Below are 18,066 nucleotides of genomic sequence, written 5' to 3'. Positions count from 1 at the left end.
GGGCACCCCCCTCCCCGACCCTCCCCCGCAAGGGGGGAGGGAGCGCACCGCGGTTAGGGCGAGAGTGCTGCCTCTCGCCGCCATGAACTAATAAATCACAGGCTCCCCGACGGCGGCGCCGAAGCCGGTCTCCAGGAAGTCGAAGTCGCAGCCGTCATTGGCCTGCTTGATGTGGCGGGCGAACATCCAGCCATAGCCGCGCTCGAAGCGCGGCGCTGGCGGCGTCCAGGCGGCGCGGCGGCGCGCCAGTTCGTCCTCCGGGACATCGAGATTGATCGTGCGCGCGGCGACGTCCAGCGTGATCAGGTCGCCATTCTTCACCAGCGCCAACGGACCGCCGACATAGGCCTCCGGCGCGACATGCAGGATGCAGGCGCCATAGCTGGTGCCGCTCATGCGTGCATCCGACAGCCGCACCATGTCGCGCACGCCCTGCTTCACCAGCTTGGTCGGGATCGGCAGCATGCCCCATTCCGGCATGCCCGGCCCGCCTTGCGGTCCGGCATTGCGCAGGATCAGCACGTGATCGGCTGACACGTCGAGATCGGGATCATCGATCGCCTTCTTCATCGACGGATAGTCGTCGAACACCAGCGCCGGGCCGGTATGCTTCAGGAAGCGCGGGTCGCAGGCCGAGGGCTTGATGACGCAGCCGCCGGGCGCGAGGTTGCCCTTGAGCACAGCGAGCGCGCCTTCGCGATAGATCGGGTTCGACTGCGGGCGGATGACGTCGTCATTGTAGACGCCGGCGCCCGCGATGTTGTCGCCGAGCGTGCGGCCGTTGACGGTGACGCAGTCGAGATGGAGATGCTCTTTCATCCGGCTCATCAGGCCGGGCAGTCCGCCGGCGTAGTAGAAGTCCTCCATCAGGTAGGCGTCGCCGCTCGGCCGGACATTGGCGAGCACGGGCACCTTGCGGCTGGCGGCCTCGAAATCGTCGAGGCCGATATCGGCACCAGCGCGACGAGCCTGCGCGATCACATGGATGATCGCATTGGTCGAGCAGCCCATCGCCATGGCGACCGCGATCGCGTTCTCGAACGCCTGACGGGTCTGGATCTTCGACGGCGTCAGATCCTCCCACACCATCTCGACGATGCGGCGGCCGCATTCCGAGCTCATGCGGATGTGCTCGGCATCCGCCGCGGGAATCGACGACGCGCCCGGCAAGGTCATGCCGATCGCTTCGGCGATCGCCGTCATGGTCGACGCCGTGCCCATGGTCATGCAGGTGCCATGGCTGCGCGCGATACCGGCCTCCATCGCGTTCCAATCGGCATCCGACAGTTTTCCAGCGCGGCGTTCATCCCAGTACTTCCAGGCGTCCGAGCCCGAGCCGAGCGTCTTGCCCTTCCAATTGCCGCGCAGCATCGGACCTGCGGGGAGATAGATCGCCGGGAGGTTCATGCTGGTGGCGCCGAGCAGCAGCGCCGGCGTGGTCTTGTCGCAGCCGCCCATCAGCGCGACGCCGTCGACGGGATGGCCGCGCAGCAGCTCCTCGACATCCATCGCCAGCATGTTGCGGTAGAGCATCGTGGTCGGCTTCAAGAGCGACTCCGACAGCGACAGCGCCGGCAGCTCGATCGGGAAACCGCCGGCCATCAGCACGCCGCGCTTGACGTCGTCGACGCGCTGCTTGAAGTGCATGTGGCAGGGCTGCGCATCGGACCAGGTGTTGACGATGGCGATGACCGGCCGGCCCTTCCACTCCTCCTGGGCATAGCCCATCTGCATCACGCGCGAGCGGTGGCCGAACGAGCGGAGATCGTCGGGCGCGAACCAGCGCGCGCTGCGCAGCTGATCGGGTTGCTTGCGCTCGGTCATGATTGGGTCCCCCAGGTCTGCACGGTCCTGCGCTCGATGGTGCGGAAGATCAGGTTCTCGACCACGAGACCGATCACAATCACGGTCAGCAGGCCGGCGAACACGGCAGGAATTTCCAGCAAGTTGCGGTTCTCGAAGATGAACCAGCCGAGGCCGCCCTGCCCCGAGGAGACGCCGAACACCAGCTCGGCGGCGATCAGCGTGCGCCACGCAAACGCCCAGCCGATCTTGAGGCCGGTGAGGATGGCGCCGAACGCCGCCGGAATCAGGATGCGAATGACATAGGAAAAGCCGTTCAGCTCATAATTGCGGCCGACCATCCGCAGCGTGCTCGACACGCTCTTGAAGCCGGAATGGGTGTTGAGCGCGACCGGCCACAGCACCGAATGGATCAGCACGAAAACAAGGCTGCCGCTGCCGAGCCCGAACCAGATCAGCGCCAGCGGCAACAGCGCGATCGCCGGCAGCGGGTTGAACATCGCGGTGACGGTCTCGAGAAAATCAGTGCCGATGCGCGTCGAGATCGCGAGCACGGTCAGGATCGACGCCAGCGCGATGCCGGCGGCATAGCCCATGAACAGCACCTTCAGCGACGTCCAGGCGCGCATGGGGATGGTGCCGTCGCGGACCTTCTCCCAGAGTGCGGCGATCGTGTCGGAGAAAGTCGGGAACAGCAGCGGGTTGTCGAGATAGCTGCCATAGGCCTGCCAGATCGCCGCGAGCACGACGATGATCAGGGTCTTGCGCACGAAGCCGTCATTCCACAACAGCTCGACCACGCCGAGCTTGCGCTCGACCTCGGCCGGGGACGCGCTGGCCGCAGCCGTGTCGCGCAGGATGATCTTGGCGTCAGCCATTCTCTACTCCAGTCATGGGAGCGGCCCTCAATGTGCCGTTGCGGGTTCGGAGAACAGGAGGTCATGGATCTGCTTCTCCAGGCGGGCGGCGCTGCCGTCCTCGGCCGAGACCTTGTCGACGTCGATGACCTCGGCCTTGACCCGGCCAGGGTGCGGCGACAGCAGCAGGATGCGGTTGCCGATCTTGATGGCCTCCGCAATCGAATGCGTCACGAACAGCACGGTGAACTTGGTGTCGTTCCACAGCTGCAGCAGCTCGTCCTGGCAGGTCCGCCGCGTCAGCGCATCGAGCGCCGCGAACGGCTCGTCCATCAAGAGAATGTCCGGCTCCATCGCCATGCCCCGGGCAATCGCCACGCGCTGCTTCATGCCGCCGGACAGCGTGTGCGGATAGGCATCGACGACCCGCGTCAGCCCGACCTTCTCGATATAGGCGCGGGCACGGCTCTCGGCTTCCCTGCGCGGCATGCGCCGCGCCGTCAGCAGCGGGAACATGACGTTGGCGAGCACCGTCTTCCAGGGCAGCAGCTGATCGAACTCCTGGAAGATCATCATGCGGTCCGCGCCCGGGCCGGTGATCTCGCGGCCATTGATCCGCATGCGGCCTTCGCTCGGCTTGATGTAGCCGCCGACGGCCTTCAGCAGGGTCGACTTGCCGCAGCCCGAGGGCCCCAGCAGCACGAAGCGGTCGGAGCGGTCGACGGAGAAGCCGACGCGCTCCGTCGCGGTGATCACGGCGCTCGAGGTCTTGTAGCGCAGGGTGACGTCGCTGACATCGAGGAGCGCGGACATCAGTTGCCCTTCAGATCATGCGCGACCGGCAGATAGTAGTCGGTCCAGGCCTTCGGCTGAGTCTTGAGGGTGCCGATCCTGGCGAGATGCGTGGCGAACTTCATCGTGCCCTGCGGCTCCAGATTCCACTCCATCATGCCCGGTTCCTTGAGCCAGGCGAGCAGATCCTCGACCGAGGTCTTGTCGCCGGTGATTTCCTTGTAGATCTCGACTGCCGTCTTGGTATCGCTGCGGATGAAATCCTGCGCTTCCTTGGTGGCCTCGCGCACCGCCTGGATGATCTTCGGATTGGCGTCGGCGAACTTCGTCGTGGTGAAGAACTGCGCCTGGCTCAGCGGCCCGCCCATCACGTCGGGTGAATACATCACGACATGCGCGCCCGGCACGTTCTTCATCTCGAGGAACGTGTAGGGCGGGATCGAGAAGTGGCTGCGCACCTCATGCTGCGAATTGGAGAGCGCGGTGTAGGCGTCGGGATGGCCGAGTTGCACGGTGTTGGCGTCGAGCTTGGCCCATTGGTCGGCGCCGAACGCTTCAGCGGCGGCGATCTGCAGCACGATGGCCTGGGTCGAGACCTTGACGGTCGGCACCGCGATCTTGTCGCTGGGGCCGAAATCCTTGATCGACTTGATATTGGGGTCACGGCTGATCAGGGTCATCGGCTGCGCCGAGGTGGCGACGATACCTTTCACCCCGCCGCGGGTGCGGTCCCACAGCAAGAGCAGGTTGCCGGTGCCGGTGTTGAGAATGTCGACGCTGCCGGCCAGCAAGGCATCCGTCTGCGCGCCGCCGCCGGAAAAGGTCAGCCATTTGGTGGTGACGCCAGCAAGGCCGAGCGCCGTGGCATGCTTCTCGATCAGCTTGTTCTTCTCGATGATGTGGCTCGGCATGTAGAAGATGCCTGGCTGCCGCGACAGCGACACCTCGGTCTTCTGCTGGGCCTGCGCCGCGGCGCTCCAGGCTGCCGACATCAACATGGCGGCCAGCAAGCCAGCGGCTCGTGTGGCCGAGCGCCCGAACTTCTCGAACATGGGACATCCCTCCTCGCGCGCCGGCTCCTTCTTGACGGCCGGTGAAGAGATGCACTAATGCATTAGTGCATCTCTGACAAGCGCTGTCCTGCGCCTGCGACATTCGAGCCGGGACGTCCGACCTCATGGCCCTGCCTGCGACGCCTCCTGCGGTGCTGCCGCCCGAACGGCTCGATCCGAGCCGGCGCGCGGCGCCGCAGGTGTTCGATCGGCTGCGCGACCAGATCATCGGGCTGGCACTGCCGCCGGGCGCACCCCTGTCGCGCCCCGCGCTGCAGGCCGAATTCGGCCTGAGCTCGACGCCGATCCGGGACGCGCTGATGCGGCTCGCCGAGGAGGGCCTGGTCGAAATCTTCCCTCAGCATGCGACCTTGGTCAGCCGCATCGACGTCGGCAGGGCGCAGCAGGCGCAGTTCCTGCGCCAGGCGCTGGAGCTCGAGATCGTGCGCCTGCTGGCGCTGGAGCCCGCCTTGGTCCCCGTCGACGAGCTGGACGCGTTGATCGCTCAACAGCGGCGGTTCGCCAAAGACGGCGACTTCGCGTCATTCACGGTCGTCGACAACGCCTTTCACGAGCGGCTGTACAGCGCGGCCGGGAAGCGGGAGCTGTGGACGCTGGTGCGCAGCCGCAGCGGCCATATCGACCGGCTGCGGCGGCTGCATCTGCCGTCGCCCGGCAAGGCGCAGACCATCCTGCGCCACCACACACAGATCGTCCAGGCGATCGCGGCAGGCCGGCCGGACGAGGCGCAGGCTCACCTGCGCGAGCACCTGACCGGCACGCTCAGCGACCTCGCCACCATCCGCAGCCTGTGGCCGGACTATCTCAGCGGATAGCGGTCCCGCGTCGGCCGCCAGGCCGATGACTGAGGTCACGCCGCCCGCCGGCGCCGCTGCCCTGAGCCTCGATTGGCCCGGCGCTCCGGGCCCTGGTAGTTCGGATCGTCCTCGGCGCGACGGTCGAGCGGCCCGTTGCGCAGCCGGACGAAGAACTCCTGCACCTCCGCCGCAAGGTTCTCAGCCGCGCGCGAAACGTTGCCGGACGCATTGCGGACGCTGTCGGCCGACTGGCTGGTCTCCTCGATCGCACCGCTCACGGTGGAGATGTTGGACGCGAGGGTCTTGCTGCCCGACGCCGCCATCTGGACGTTGTGCGAGATCTCGCGCGTCGCCGCGCCCTGCTGCTCCACGGCGCTGGCGATGGCGGTGGTGACATCGGCCATCTGGCGCATCGCCGTCGAGACCTCCTTCACCGAGGCGACGGCGTTGCTGGTCGAGCTCTGGATGCCCTGGACGTGCTGGCTGATCTCCTGTGTCGCCTTGGCGGTCTGCTCGGCCAGCGATTTGACCTCCTGCGCCACGACGGCGAAGCCACGCCCGGCCTCGCCGGCGCGCGCCGCTTCGATGGTGGCATTGAGCGCCAGAAGATTGGTCTGCGACGCGATCGCCTGGATCAGATCGACCACGGTCGAGATGCTCTGCGCCGCCTGGGCGAGCCCCTCGATCTCGGCTTCCGACCGTGCCGTGGTCGCGTTGGCGTTGCGAACGGTGGAGTTGGACAACTCGATCTGGCGGCCGATCTCGACGATCGAGCCCGTCAGCTGCTCGGCGGCAGCGGCCACCGTCTGCACGTTCACCGCGGTCCTCTCCGAGGCGCCGGCCGCGGAAGCGGCCTGCTCGGTGGCGTGGCTCGCAATGCCGGTCAGGGCCTCGGCCGTATTCCTCATGACGCCGACATTGTCGTCGACCTCGTTCAGCAGCTCCGTCGACTTAGCGCGGAAGGCCTCCACCGCCGCCTCCATGTTGAGATTCATGGCCTCGCGCGCCTCGGCTTCGCGCACATAGTTCGACGACGCCTGCTGCTGCGCAATCACGTTGTCGCGGAACATGGCCACCGCCTTCGACACATCGCCGATCTCGTCGGCGCGCGCGGCCGTCTCGAATGCGACCGTGGTATCGCCGTCCGACAGCAGCTTCGAATCGGCAACCAGAGCCCTGATCGGCTTCGTGATCGAGCGCGCCACAAAAATCGCGATGGCCACGCCGAGCACGACTCCCACACAGAGCAGCGCCCACTCAGCCAGCAGGAGCTGCTCGATCAGTCTCGCGACATCGGCCGAGTCCGTCACCAGCACATCCTGCTGGTTCGTCTTCATACCGTCGCCGAACGTTCCGTCCGCCCGCTTCTTGCCGTCCAGAATCTCGAGCAGCCTGTTGGCCCGCGGCGCCGCCTCGGTTGCCAGCAGGAACACCGCCGCATTCCATTGCGGCGACGCCCGGAGCGCAAAGATCTTGTCCGGCAGCGGCGCAAGCGCTTCGCTCGCCTTGGCGATCTTGTCGAACGCAGCCTTCTGCGACGGCGTGAGCAGGCCGGCCTGGGACGCGATGATCGCGACCGCATTCTTGTAGTTCGTATAAGGGGCCGCGAACTTGTCGCGGTCCGATGGGTCACCAGAGGCGACGTAGAGCCTGAGCTGCGAGCCTGCCGCGGCGAGATTGCCGCGGACATCGGCCATCGTCTTCAACAGGCGCTTGCGCTCAGGCGTCGCGTCCAGCGTGTTCTCCTCGTCGATCATCCTGGTGACGTCGGCGAACATGGTCGCGATCAGCGGCGAGGCCTCGGCGGCCAGCAGCTTGTTCGCCGGATAGGCATCTGCGGTGAACGCCACCGCCTCGGCCTTGTCCTGGGCCGCCCTGAACTCCGCGAGCAGCGGCTTGGCCTCGGCCCACAAGGCGCGGTTCGTTGGAACCTTGAGCTGGCTCGCCAGCCGGTCGAAGTCCTGGATCGATCTCTCGAACTCCGTCCACATCGCCGCCCGCCGCTGCTTCATGTCGGGATCGCCCGTGATCAGATAGCCGCGCAGGGCCGCGAGCGTGGCGTGCAGACTGCCGACCAGCTGCGTGCTGCCGATCGCAATCGGCGATCTCAGCTCGACGATCTTGCGGAAGCGCTGCGATACGTCGGACACCGCGTAGACCGAATAGCCCACGCCACAGGCGAGCAACAGGCAAATCAGACCAAATCCGGCGAGCAGCCGGTTCTGGATCTTCACGTTCGAAACGAAGCCCAACATTCAATCCCCCAACACTTCCAGGCCGCCGGCGTCCGTTGCCGGGCCGGCCAACTCACGCAACGCTCTTCATTCTCCCGGCCGCACCGGCGATGTAGTTCTGCCGGCGCTCCGGCCCCTTGTAGCCAGCGCCGTCTCCTTTGCGGCGATCGAGCGGTCCGGTGCGCAGCTTCACGAAGAAGCTGCGGACCTCCTCCGCCAGCCGCTCGGCCGCCTGCGACACTTGGGCTGAGGACGTCGAGACCTGGTCGGCCGACCGGTTGGTCTGGCGAATGGCCTCGCTCACGGTGGTGATGCTGTCGGCGAGGGTGTGCGAGCCGGACGCGGCCATCTGCACGTTCTGTGAAATCTCGCGGGTTGCGGCGCCCTGTTGCTCGACTGCGCTGGCGATCGCCCCGGTGACCTCGTCGATCTCCCGCATCGCCACCCCGACCTGCTTGACCGATGCCACGGCATTGCCGGTCGAGGTCTGGATGCCCTGGACGTGCTGCGCGATCTCCTGTGTCGCCTTTGCGGTCTGCTCGGCCAGAGACTTGACCTCCTGCGCGACGACGGCGAAGCCACGGCCGGCCTCGCCGGCGCGTGCCGCCTCGATGGTCGCGTTGAGCGCCAGCAGGTTGGTCTGGGCCGCGATCGCCTGGATCAGGTCGATCACGGAGGAGATGCTCTGGGCCGCCTGGGCGAGGCCCTCGATTTCGCTTTCGGACCGCGCCGTCGTGGTGTTGGCCGAACGCACCGTGGCGTTCGAACGTTCGATCTGGCGCCCGATCTCCTGGATCGACCCGGCAAGCTGTTCGGCCGCGGCCGCCACCGTCTGGACGTTCGACGCGGTCCGGTCCGAGGCATTGGCCGCCGCCTCGGCCTGTTGCGTCGCCTGCGCCGCGATGCTGGTCAGCGAGCTGGCGGTCTGCTTCATGGTGACGGCATTCTTGCCGAACTCGCCGAGCAGCCCTTCGGCCGCGCGCCGAAACTCCTCGACCGCCTGCTCCATGTTCCGGTTGACGGCATCACGTTGCTCGGCGGCTTCGGCCACGCCTTGCGCCGCCTGCTGCTGCGCAAGCACGTTGTCGCGGAATTTCGCCACCGCGCCGGCGAGCTGGCCAACCTCGTCACGGCGCTGCGCGCCGAGGAATTCGACCGAGGTGTCGCCGGCCGACAGCCGCCCGGATTCGTCCAACAGGATCCGGATCGGCCGGGTGATGCTGCGTGTCATCAGGACGGCGCTGGCAAGCCCGAGCAGCGCGGCGACGAGCGCCGTCGTGAGTTGCACCTGCGACGCCCCGTCGATCAGGCCGCCGGTCTCCGCGACCGTGGCGACATAGTTCGACCGGATGCCGCTCTCCACCTTCTCGATCCGGTCGATCGCCGACGTCGTCAGCGGCACGATTTCGCTCGCATAGATGTCGTTGCCGCGCAGCAGATTGCCGGAGGCGCTCTCGAAGCTTCCGGCATAGACCGCCAGGTCGGCCTTGACCGCCGCGAGCATCGGAGCGAGCGCGCCGAGGTCCTCCTTTTCGAGCCCGGCGATCAGCCCCTTGAGCCGCCCGTGCTCGGCCATGAAGGCCTCGCGCGGCTTGATGTCGTATGTGGCAAGGTGACGCCAGACTGAGATCCGGGCCATGTTGATGCTGAGCTCGAGCGCAGCCATGGCTTGAGCATGAACCGTCCCCTGGGCGGCCTCGGCCAGCCTGTGCAGATCAGCCGCGAGACGATCGCCGTCGGCAAACAATGCGTCGCGGCCGGCAAAATAGGCCTGCAACACGCTTCCCAGCGCGAGACGCTTGTCGTTCAGGGACGCAATCTCCGGCTGCAGCAGGCGATATGCCGCCAGGCGCTCTTGCGACACCGTACGACGGATCGTCGCCTGGAGCGTCGCGGCGGCGCTCGCCAGCCGGGCCTCGGCCTCGGCATAGGAGGCCGGGTCACGATCGCTCTGGTAACGGAGCATGGCCCGCGATGAGGCGTGGAGATCGGCTGAGATCTTCACCACCCCGATCGCGTTCTGCGACTGATCCGCCATCCGCAGGACCTTCTTGGAAATGCTGTCGAGCTGCCAATAGCCGAAGGCCGCGGTTGCAAGGCCGATCGCAACGAGGACGCCGAAACCAAACCACAGACGGACGCCAATCTTGAAATTGCCCACCACGGAATCACCCCATCCAAAAATCGCAAATCATCGAGAATGTGCTCAAAGGTTGTGCGCTTGAGCGCAACGGAGCGACACAATCAAAGCGGGAACCATGGTAACTTTTCCATTGATCGGATTAAGCGAATGTGAAGGGTTCCGCCCGTACAACTACGGCGCGAGTGCCTTAAACAAAGGCAGCGATCTCGATTGAAGCAACGGCGCTCGATTCATCGCAGACGCGGAGCCGAAATCTCGGTTTTCCGCCGTCTGGGCAACGCACATGGCCCGAGCTCTGCGATCGCACATGTGACTTGAGCCGTGAGGTGCTTGCGGCGCGCCGCAAATTAGGCAAAACCTTTACAACTGACCGTTGGTCTTGCTGCCAGCCATTCGGGAGGCGTAGAGCGTGGCGAAGATACTGGTCGTGGACGACGATCCTGTCATGCAGCTGACCATTCAGCGCGTGCTCGAGCAGGCAGGTCATGTGGTGGCGACGGCGGGCGACGGCCAGAAGGCGCTTGCCCGTTTCGATCACGAGAGCTTCGATCTGGTGATCCTCGACATCTTCATGCCGGGCATGGACGGGCTGGAGGCGTTGCGCCTGATCCTGCGGCGCGCACCCGACCTTCCGATCCTGATGACCTCGGGACGACCGGAGACCCCCAGCTCGATTTCGGAACCCGACTATCTTACCATGGCCACCAAGCTGGGAGCGGTTTCCGCGTTGCCCAAGCCGTTCAAACCGGGCGCCCTCCTGACGATGGTTTCCGATTGCCTGGCGTCGGCAGGCAAGCAGGCTGATCGACCACGGCCAGGCCACGATGCTATTCCGAACTCCTGACAGCAGAGCCGGCCAGCCTTCGCTGAGCGGCCCCGACGGCGCAAGCGAGCCCCGCAGTCTCGGCCGCCGCGGATCGCTGACGACGCGACTGGCGATCGCGATGATCCTGCTGGTCGCGATCGCCGTGTTCGCCGTCGGCTGGCTCGGCTATCGCAGCCTGGAACGGGCGCTGCTGCCGCGCGCATTGGACCGCATCGAGTCGCATTCCCGCCTGATGGCGACCGAGCTCGAAAACTACGTCGGCGGCGCCCGCAACGACATCAACGGCTATCGCGCCTCGCCGAACCTCGCGACGCTGATGCGCACGCTGATGACGGGAGCCCCCGATCCGCGCGAGGGCTTGTCGGCGCAGTCGTGGCGCGAGCGGGTGGCGATGCGCTATTTCGCCGAGCTGCAGGCCAAGCCGACCTACGCGATGATCCGTCTGGTCGGGATCGAGAACAATTATCGCGAGCTGGTGCGGGTCGACCGTCTCGGCCCGGGCGACACCGTCCGGATCGTCCCCGAGAACGAGCTGATCACGCGCGGCGAACGCCCCTACATCAAGCAGACGCTGAGCCTGCCGCCCGGCGGCATCCGGATCTCGCCGATCATCCTCGATGGCAACACCACCGACCCCAAGACCGGGGTTCCGATGCTCTGCGTCGGCACGCCCGTCTTTGCGCCGGACGGCAAGCCGTTCGCCATCCTGATGGTCGATCTCGACATGCGCCCGATATTCGCGCATCTGCGCAACGCCGCCCGGCCGGGCGCGCAGCTCTACGTCGTCAATGCGCGCGGCGACTATCTCTTCCATCCGGAATCCGAGCGCGAGTTCGCCTCGAAACGCGGCCAATCGGCGCGCTGGCAGGATGATTTCCCGACGCTCGCCAGCGCCACCGGCAGCACGGAAGGCTTTGCGCGCATTCTCCACGACGAGGCCGATCGCCCCGGCGGCGTCGCCTTCGCACCGACGCTGCTCGCCGCGCAGGAATGGGTCGCGGTGATCGAGACGATCCCGAACACGGCGTTCATGGCCCCGGCCCTCGCCATCCGCAAGACGGCGATCGAGGTCGGCCTGATCGCAATGCTGTGCGCGGCCGCCCTGGCTTTCGTGGTCGCGAGATCGCTGACGCGTCCGATCAACCAGCTGACGCAGGCGGTCGAGAGCGTCGGCCGCGGCGAGACGGTGAAGATTCCGCTCGAAGCCGTCGGCGAGACCGGCGTGCTGGCGCGTGCCTTTGCCCGCGTGCTGGACGAGGTCCGCAACAAGACGGCCGAGCTGGAACGCGAGGTCCAGGAGCACTACCTGACCGAAGCGGCGCGCGACCATTTCGCCGCGCGCGAACGCCTGTACAGCGCCGCCGTCGAATCATCGAACGACGCCATCGTCACGCTCGCGCTCGACGGCTCCATCACGGGCTGGAATCCGGCCGCGGAAACCATGCTGGGCTACTCCGCCGAGGAGGCCGTGGGCCGTCGGGCGGACTTCCTGGTGCCACCCGACCGAATGGGCGAAGCACAGGACATTCTGCTGCGCGTCGCGCGCGGCGAGCGGATCCAGGCGTTCGAGACGGTCCGCATTCGCAAGGATGGCGAGCACATCCTCGTCTCGCTCAGCGTCTCGCCGATCAATTCACCGACCGGACAGATCATCGGCGCATCGAAGATCGCGCGCGACATCACCGAGAGCCGCAGGACCGAGCAGGCGCTGCGTCAGCAGACCGAAGAACGGCGACGCATCTTCGAGACTTCGCAGGACCTGATCCTGATCACCGACCGTCACGGCATCCTGGTTCAGGTCTCGCCCAGCGTGGAGGCGACACTCGGCTACAGCCCGGCCGAAATGATCGGGCGCAGCGGCGCCGACTTCATCCATCCCGACGATCTGGCCAAGGCCCGCGAAGAGCTGCGCGCCTCCCGCAACGGCCTGCGGGCGCGGACGTCCGATGCGCGCTACATCCACAAGGATGGCCGCGTGGTGACGCTGTCCTGGACCTCGAACTGGTCGGAGCCGGTCCAGCGCCACTTCTTCATCGGCCGCGACATGACGGAGAGCCGGCTGGCGCAGGAAACCCTGCGCGAGAGCGAGCAGCTCGCCCGCAATATCGTCGAGACCGCGCTCGATGCCTTCGTGCAGATCGACGACAAGGGCGCCATCCTCAACTGGAATTCGCAGGCCGAGAGGATCTTCGGCTGGTCGCGCGCGGAGATCCTCGGCAAGGACGTGTTCGACGTCATCACGGTCGCCGGCGAGGGCGAGGAGCTGCGTTCGGCGCTCGGCCGCATCGTGATGACCGGCCAGCCTTCCGCGCTCGGCGCCGGACGGCGGCGCGAGGTGATGGTGAGGCGGCGCGACGGCCGCGAATTCAGGGCCGAGCTGAGCGTCACCGCGCTGAAGACCCGCAACGGCTTCGTGCTGAACGGCTTCTTCCGCGACCTGACCGACAAGATCGCAACCGAGGAGCGGATCCGTCAGTCCGAGAAGATGGAGGCGATCGGCCAGCTCACCGGCGGCATCGCCCATGACTTCAACAACATCCTCACCGTGATCACCGGCACGATCGAGATTCTCGCGGCGGCCGTTGCCAAGGAGCCGCAGCTGGCCGCGATCACGCGGATGATCGACGAGGCCGCAGCGCGCGGCGCCGATCTCACGCAGCATCTGCTCGCCTTTGCGCGCCGGCAGCCGCTGCAGCCGCGCGAGGTCGACGTCAACACGCTGATGATCGATACGGCCAAGCTGCTGCGGCCCACCCTCGGCGAGCAGGTCGAGATCGAATCCGTGTTCCAGGACGAAACCTGCGTCGCGCATGTCGATCCCAACCAGCTCGCCACCGCCATCATCAATCTCGCGCTCAACGCCCGCGACGCGATGCCGAATGGCGGCAAGCTGATCCTGGAGACCGGCTGGGCCGACCTCGACGAGAACTATGCGAGCCTCTACGACGACGTCAGGCCGGGCCGCTATGCGATGATCGCGGTCAGCGACAGCGGCAGCGGCATTCCGGCCGGCATCATCGACAAGGTCTTCAACCCCTTTTTCACCTCGAAAGGGCCAGGCAAGGGCACGGGCCTGGGCCTCTCGATGGTCTATGGCTTCGTGAAGCAGTCGGCGGGGCACATCAGGATCTACAGCGAGGAAGGACACGGAACCACGATCCGCATGTATCTGCCGCCGGGCAGCGAAGGCGCGGTCGCGCCGTCATCGGGGACCGCGCCTGCCATCGAGGGCGGCCATGAGACGATCCTGGTGGTGGAGGACGATCGGCTGGTGCGCGGTTATGTTCTCGCCCAGCTCCATGCGCTGGGCTACGCGACGCTCGAAGCGGCCAATGCGGCCGAGGCGCTCGCGATCATCAATGCCGGCGAGCCGTTCGATCTGCTGTTCACCGACATCATCATGCCGGGCACGATGAACGGGCGCCAGCTCGCGTCCGAGATCCAGCGGATTCGTCCGGACCAGCGGGTGCTGTTCACCTCCGGCTACACCGAAAACGCGATCGTGCATCACGGCCGGCTGGACGAAGGGATCCTGCTGCTGCCGAAGCCATATCGCAAATCCGAATTGGCCAAGATGATCCGCAAGGCGCTCTCAGCCAACGAAGCGTAACGCCCCTGCTGCGTCGAGCCGGCGCGGCGGCGACGACCAAGGGCTGCCCGATGGCCGCGCGGCGGACCGGCTCAATTGGCGCGCGACGCCGTCATCACGATGCGAATCAGATCAGCCGCATTGCGCGCGCCGAGCTTCTTCATGATGTTGGCGCGATGATCCTCGATCGTGCGCGGGCTGATGCCGAGCGTGCGTCCAGCCTCCTTGTTGGAGGCGCCCGCCGTGAACTGTTCGAGGACCTCGCGTTCGCGCCGTGTCAGCGGCTCGCGGCCGGGGAAATGGAGGGATCCGATCTTCGGCGAGGCGTTCTCTTTCTGGCGGCGCGCGAACGCACCGATCGCCTCGTTCAGTCGCGCCACGATCTCACTGCCGCGAAACGGCTTCTCGATGAAGTCGAGCGCGCCGTTCTTGATGGCGTTGACCGCCATCGGGATATCGCCCTGGCCCGAGATCATGAAGATCGGCGCCGGATAGTCCTCGCCGTGAAGTTCCCTGAGAATGTCGAGCCCCGACTTTCCCGGGATGTGCACGTCGAGCAGGATGCAGGATGGTGTGCGGCTTCGGGCCACCGCCAGAAGTGCGGCGCCATCTGCAAAGCAGATCACCTCATATCCCCCCGCCGACAAGACCATCGAAAGGGTATCGCGCACGGCAGGGTCGTCATCGACGACAAAAATCTCACCGCGGGAAGTTGTTTGTTCGGCCATGGGCGATTGCTCTTGCAAACAGAGAAGAAACAATGACAGCGCGTCTTATGATACCATACTCGTCAGGCCTTTTGGGCACCCGTATTTGTACGGCTTATGCCTCGAACCCACAAGTAGTAGCTGCGGATCGCGCGATTGCCACCACGAGACCACGATCTGACCACGATCTCAAGGCAGTCGTTGTGGATCGTATGCTGCCTTGCAAAACACATCGCCGCCGATGTGATCATGAGGGACGTCAAACAATCGCGGCCCCCGCGCCATCAGTCTCCGCCGCGCGAAATAACCTCGTTGCGACGAGACGCATGAGCGACCGATTTCTGCACGGCATTCGCCACAAGACGCCAGGACGGCGGCCTGCGTTGCCCTTGTTTTGATCATGAGGGAGGAAGATCGGCGAGTTGCATACGATTGAACCGCATCGGCGCGGACAGCCGCCCCGAATTCAGCCGGCTCCGCCCTCAGGACCGATGCTTCGCGGCAACACCATCGGCTGCGACGCCACCCCAGGTGTGGACCACAGGAAGGCCGAGCGCGGTCTTGCCGAGATTGGCGAGGTAGATGCGCAGCGCGGCCAGGTCGACCGGCTTGGGCAGACTCTGCAGATCGATTCCGAGCGAGCGGGCATAGAGCCGGGCCGCGATTCGCCTCGCCGCATCCATGCCGCTGATCACGATCACCGACCCGGCGAATCGGCTGTCGGCAATCGCCTTGAGGACCTCGGTGCCGTCACCGTCCTCGAGCATGAGATCGAGCGTCACGCAATCGAAGCGCTTGTTGCGCACCTCGCGGATCGCATCATTGCAGGTGGCGACGACCGTCACCGCATGGCCAGCCTGCTTGGCCGCCAGCGAAATCAGCGTCCTCTGCGCCGCATCATCGTCAACGACCAGAAGCTGCAGCGCACGCCGATCGTCTTCCTCCACAGCTTCCGGCCGGCTGGGGGCGCGTTCCGAACTCATGACCGACATTGGTCGTTCCTGGCAAAGTTGACTGACTTCATTGTCATACAGATCTCATCCTGCAGCGACGTAAAGCGGCTCTCCGAAAAACGGCTACGTCGCTTAGGACTTGCGCAGGAGATCGAGCTGCTTTCCACTGCACGCGCCGACCTCGGCGCACTGGCAACCGACCCGCCGCCGGATCACAAGCACGGCACTTAGCCGACAGTCGCGTCCTGATTGGAGGACGCGCTGCCGCGCTTCTTCTTGTTCTTCCCCTTGATGAACTGGATGTCCATCTCCGAGCCATTGACCCTGACCAGTTCGCAGCGCCGGTAGGCCAGCCCCGTCGAGGACAGCAGCAGAAAGAACTCCTTGAGGTTCAATCCCTGGATGGATCCCTCAAGGGTCAGCACCGCGTCGTTGTCGGAGATGGCGTTGAGCTGGCAATCCCGCCGCCAGGTCCCGTCGATGCCCATGATGCAGACATCGTAGCCTCGACTGAAGGTGACGCGCTCCGTACCTTTGTTCTCTTCAGACATCCTCGTGTCCTGCTCCCGCGCCGTGGCGGCTCATCTAGTTGCCGGCAGCCGCGACCCTGGACGCACCCGGAAGCGGCGCCTTGGCCGTCGAGACGATGCCGCTCGGACGGTACAGGCCGCGCCGGTCTGCCAGCGGCTTGAACACGTCGGTGAGGCCGACCACCGTTTCCGCTGCACCGAGAACCAGGAAGCCGTCCGGCTCCATCAGCTTGGCGATGCGGCCGAAGATGTTGATCTTCGTGTCCTGATCGAAATAGATCAGCACGTTGCGGCAGAAGACGACGTCGAAGGTGCCGAGCTGCGAGAAGTCATGCAGCAGGTTGAGCTGGCGATGCTGGACCATGCCACGAACGTCGGAGTTGATCTGCCAGAGCTCGCCGGCCTGCTTGAAATATTTGACCAGAAGCTGGATCGGCAGGCCGCGTTGCACCTCGAACTGGCTGTAGAGACCCGCCTTGGATTTCTCCAGCACCTCCTGCGACAGGTCGGTGGCAATGATCTCGACCCGCCATCCGGCGAGCGCAGCGCTCATCTCCTTGAGCGACATCGCCAGCGAATACGGCTCCTGCCCGGTCGAGCAGGCCGCGCACCAGATGCGGATCGACCTGCGGTTGGCGCGCGCCTTCAGGAGCTCCGGCATGATCATTTCGCGGAAATGATCGAACGGAACCTTGTCGCGGAAGAAGAAGGTCTCGTTCGTCGTCATCGCCTCGACGACCTGGCTGACGAGCGTGCTCGACCCGTCCCTCAGCTTCTGGACGAGATCGCTGATGCTGGCGAGACCGGCCTTGCGCGCAAGCGGAAGCAGGCGGCTCTCGATCAGATATTGTTTGTCGGCAGACAGATCGAGACCTGATTTGTCTCGAAGCAGCTTGCGCAGAAATTCGTAATCTGGCTGGTTCACGGACGGCCTCTTCTGGGCAGACGAAGGGATCAGGCGGATTCGGCTGACAATGCCTGGATGAGACCGACTTCCTGGAATTTGGCGGCGACAATTTCTTTGTCGAACGGCTTCATGATGTATTCGTTGGCGCCGGCGTTCAGCGCGCGCGAGATATGATCGATGTCATTCTCGGTGGTGCAGAACACCACTTTCGGCCCCTCGCCGCCCGGCAGGCGGCGAAGCCGTCCGAGGAAGTCGTAGCCGTCCATGACTGGCATGTTCCAGTCGAGCAGAATGGCGTCCGGCAGGCTCTTGGTGCAGAGCTCCAGGGCGCGCTCGCCATCTTCGGCCTCGACCACCGAGAAACCCAATTCCTCAAGGATGCGGCGCGCGATCTTGCGCACCACGCTGGAATCATCCACGACCAGACAGCTCTTCATGTTCGTTCCCCTATGGGATGGTTGACAGGCTACGCGGCAATTGCTGCTTTCGGCAGGATCTCAAGCACGCGATCGACATCGAGGACGACCATCAGCTGGCCATCGAGGCGGTGCACGCCGCCCGCAAATTTCGCCATGCGCGGATCGAGGTTGACGGGGTTTTCCTCCCGGCTCGCCTCGGGCAGCCGCAGCACTTCGCCGATCTGGTCGATCAGCAGGCCATAGGACTCGCCGCGCAGATCGACGCCGACCGCCATCGGCGGCTTCGTCTCGCCGAGCCGCTCGAGGCCGAGCCGCGCGCGCATGTCGACCACGGTGACGATGCGGCCACGCAGGTTCAACACGCCGGCGATCTCGCTGGACGACAGCGGCACCCGCGTCACCCGCTCCGGCATGAACACGTCCTGCACCCGCGAGA

Annotated in this window: 16 protein-coding genes; 4 read left to right on the top strand and 12 right to left on the bottom strand. The window is 65.5% G+C overall.

Annotated features, from left to right (window positions below):
• Positions 1 to 87 precede the first annotated feature (87 nt).
• From araD to QQL87_RS32555, 4 genes are read right to left on the bottom strand one after another with little or no spacing between them, the layout of a single operon-like run.
• Positions 88 to 1,824, bottom strand: a complete 1,737-nt coding sequence (araD, locus tag QQL87_RS32570; RefSeq protein ID WP_284422378.1) for an L-arabinonate dehydratase — start codon at positions 1,822 to 1,824, stop codon at positions 88 to 90.
• Complete coding sequence (locus QQL87_RS32565) at positions 1,821 to 2,681, bottom strand: ABC transporter permease (RefSeq protein WP_284422377.1); 861 nt, start codon at positions 2,679 to 2,681, stop codon at positions 1,821 to 1,823. The genes araD and QQL87_RS32565 overlap by 4 nt, the downstream gene beginning before the upstream one ends.
• Positions 2,682 to 2,708: 27 nt before the next feature.
• Complete coding sequence (locus QQL87_RS32560; protein ID WP_284422376.1) at positions 2,709 to 3,473, bottom strand: ABC transporter ATP-binding protein; 765 nt, start codon at positions 3,471 to 3,473, stop codon at positions 2,709 to 2,711.
• On the bottom strand, positions 3,473 to 4,504 hold the full coding sequence (locus QQL87_RS32555; protein ID WP_284422374.1) for an ABC transporter substrate-binding protein: 1,032 nt from the start codon (positions 4,502 to 4,504) through the stop codon (positions 3,473 to 3,475). The genes QQL87_RS32560 and QQL87_RS32555 overlap by 1 nt, the downstream gene beginning before the upstream one ends.
• A gap of 125 nt (positions 4,505 to 4,629) precedes the next feature.
• Here QQL87_RS32555 and QQL87_RS32550 point away from each other — a divergent pair, with 125 nt between their 5' ends.
• The gene (locus QQL87_RS32550) at positions 4,630 to 5,340 is read left to right on the top strand and encodes a GntR family transcriptional regulator (RefSeq protein ID WP_284422372.1); all 711 of its coding nucleotides are present in this window, start codon (positions 4,630 to 4,632) and stop codon (positions 5,338 to 5,340) included.
• A 35-nt stretch (positions 5,341 to 5,375) separates the two neighbouring features.
• On the opposite strand, the gene QQL87_RS32545 is transcribed toward QQL87_RS32550, so the two are convergent.
• On the bottom strand, positions 5,376 to 7,577 hold the full coding sequence (locus QQL87_RS32545; RefSeq protein ID WP_284422371.1) for a HAMP domain-containing methyl-accepting chemotaxis protein: 2,202 nt from the start codon (positions 7,575 to 7,577) through the stop codon (positions 5,376 to 5,378).
• 52 nt (positions 7,578 to 7,629) lie between these two features.
• On the bottom strand, positions 7,630 to 9,717 hold the full coding sequence (locus tag QQL87_RS32540; RefSeq protein WP_284422370.1) for a methyl-accepting chemotaxis protein: 2,088 nt from the start codon (positions 9,715 to 9,717) through the stop codon (positions 7,630 to 7,632).
• Positions 9,718 to 10,108: 391 nt separating this feature from the next.
• Here QQL87_RS32540 and QQL87_RS32535 point away from each other — a divergent pair, with 391 nt between their 5' ends.
• A complete protein-coding gene (locus QQL87_RS32535; RefSeq protein ID WP_284422369.1) occupies positions 10,109 to 10,543 on the top strand; it encodes a response regulator in 435 nt (144 codons plus the stop codon).
• Positions 10,524 to 14,135 carry a PAS domain S-box protein gene (locus tag QQL87_RS32530; RefSeq protein ID WP_284422368.1) on the top strand — a complete coding sequence of 1,204 codons (3,612 nt, stop codon included), beginning with the start codon at positions 10,524 to 10,526 and terminating at the stop codon, positions 14,133 to 14,135. The genes QQL87_RS32535 and QQL87_RS32530 overlap by 20 nt, the downstream gene beginning before the upstream one ends.
• 71 nt (positions 14,136 to 14,206) lie before the next feature.
• Here QQL87_RS32530 and QQL87_RS32525 read toward each other — a convergent pair whose 3' ends face one another.
• Together QQL87_RS32525 and QQL87_RS32520 are read right to left on the bottom strand one after the other, a co-directional pair.
• Entirely contained in the window at positions 14,207 to 14,842 is a 636-nt protein-coding gene (locus QQL87_RS32525) for a response regulator transcription factor (RefSeq protein ID WP_006612093.1), read from the bottom strand.
• 461 nt (positions 14,843 to 15,303) lie between these two features.
• Positions 15,304 to 15,768: a response regulator gene (locus QQL87_RS32520; protein WP_284422444.1), complete on the bottom strand. Its 465-nt coding sequence runs from the start codon at positions 15,766 to 15,768 to the stop codon at positions 15,304 to 15,306.
• Between QQL87_RS32520 and QQL87_RS32515 the strand changes: the two genes are divergently transcribed.
• A complete protein-coding gene (locus tag QQL87_RS32515) occupies positions 15,670 to 16,005 on the top strand; it encodes a hypothetical protein (protein WP_284422452.1) in 336 nt (111 codons plus the stop codon). The two genes, QQL87_RS32520 and QQL87_RS32515, sit on opposite strands and share 99 nt — an antisense overlap.
• Here the strand turns inward: QQL87_RS32515 and QQL87_RS32510 are convergent.
• The 4 genes from QQL87_RS32510 to QQL87_RS32495 all read right to left on the bottom strand — a co-directional run.
• Positions 16,002 to 16,325 carry a PilZ domain-containing protein gene (locus tag QQL87_RS32510; protein WP_284422364.1) on the bottom strand — a complete coding sequence of 108 codons (324 nt, stop codon included), beginning with the start codon at positions 16,323 to 16,325 and terminating at the stop codon, positions 16,002 to 16,004. The genes QQL87_RS32515 and QQL87_RS32510 overlap by 4 nt on opposite strands.
• A gap of 34 nt (positions 16,326 to 16,359) precedes the next feature.
• Positions 16,360 to 17,229 (bottom strand): CheR family methyltransferase, encoded by an 870-nt coding sequence (locus QQL87_RS32505; RefSeq protein ID WP_284422363.1) that lies wholly within the window; start codon positions 17,227 to 17,229, stop codon positions 16,360 to 16,362.
• 29 nt (positions 17,230 to 17,258) lie between these two features.
• Positions 17,259 to 17,648: a response regulator gene (locus QQL87_RS32500; RefSeq protein WP_284422362.1), complete on the bottom strand. Its 390-nt coding sequence runs from the start codon at positions 17,646 to 17,648 to the stop codon at positions 17,259 to 17,261.
• 29 nt (positions 17,649 to 17,677) lie between these two features.
• A partial coding sequence (locus tag QQL87_RS32495) for a chemotaxis protein CheW (protein WP_284422356.1) occupies positions 17,678 to 18,066 on the bottom strand: 389 nt, incomplete at its 5' end.

The organism is Bradyrhizobium sp. SSBR45G, assembly GCF_030159255.1.
Taxonomy (GTDB): domain Bacteria; phylum Pseudomonadota; class Alphaproteobacteria; order Rhizobiales; family Xanthobacteraceae; genus Bradyrhizobium.
This window is presented reverse-complemented; position numbering and strand designations above follow the sequence as displayed.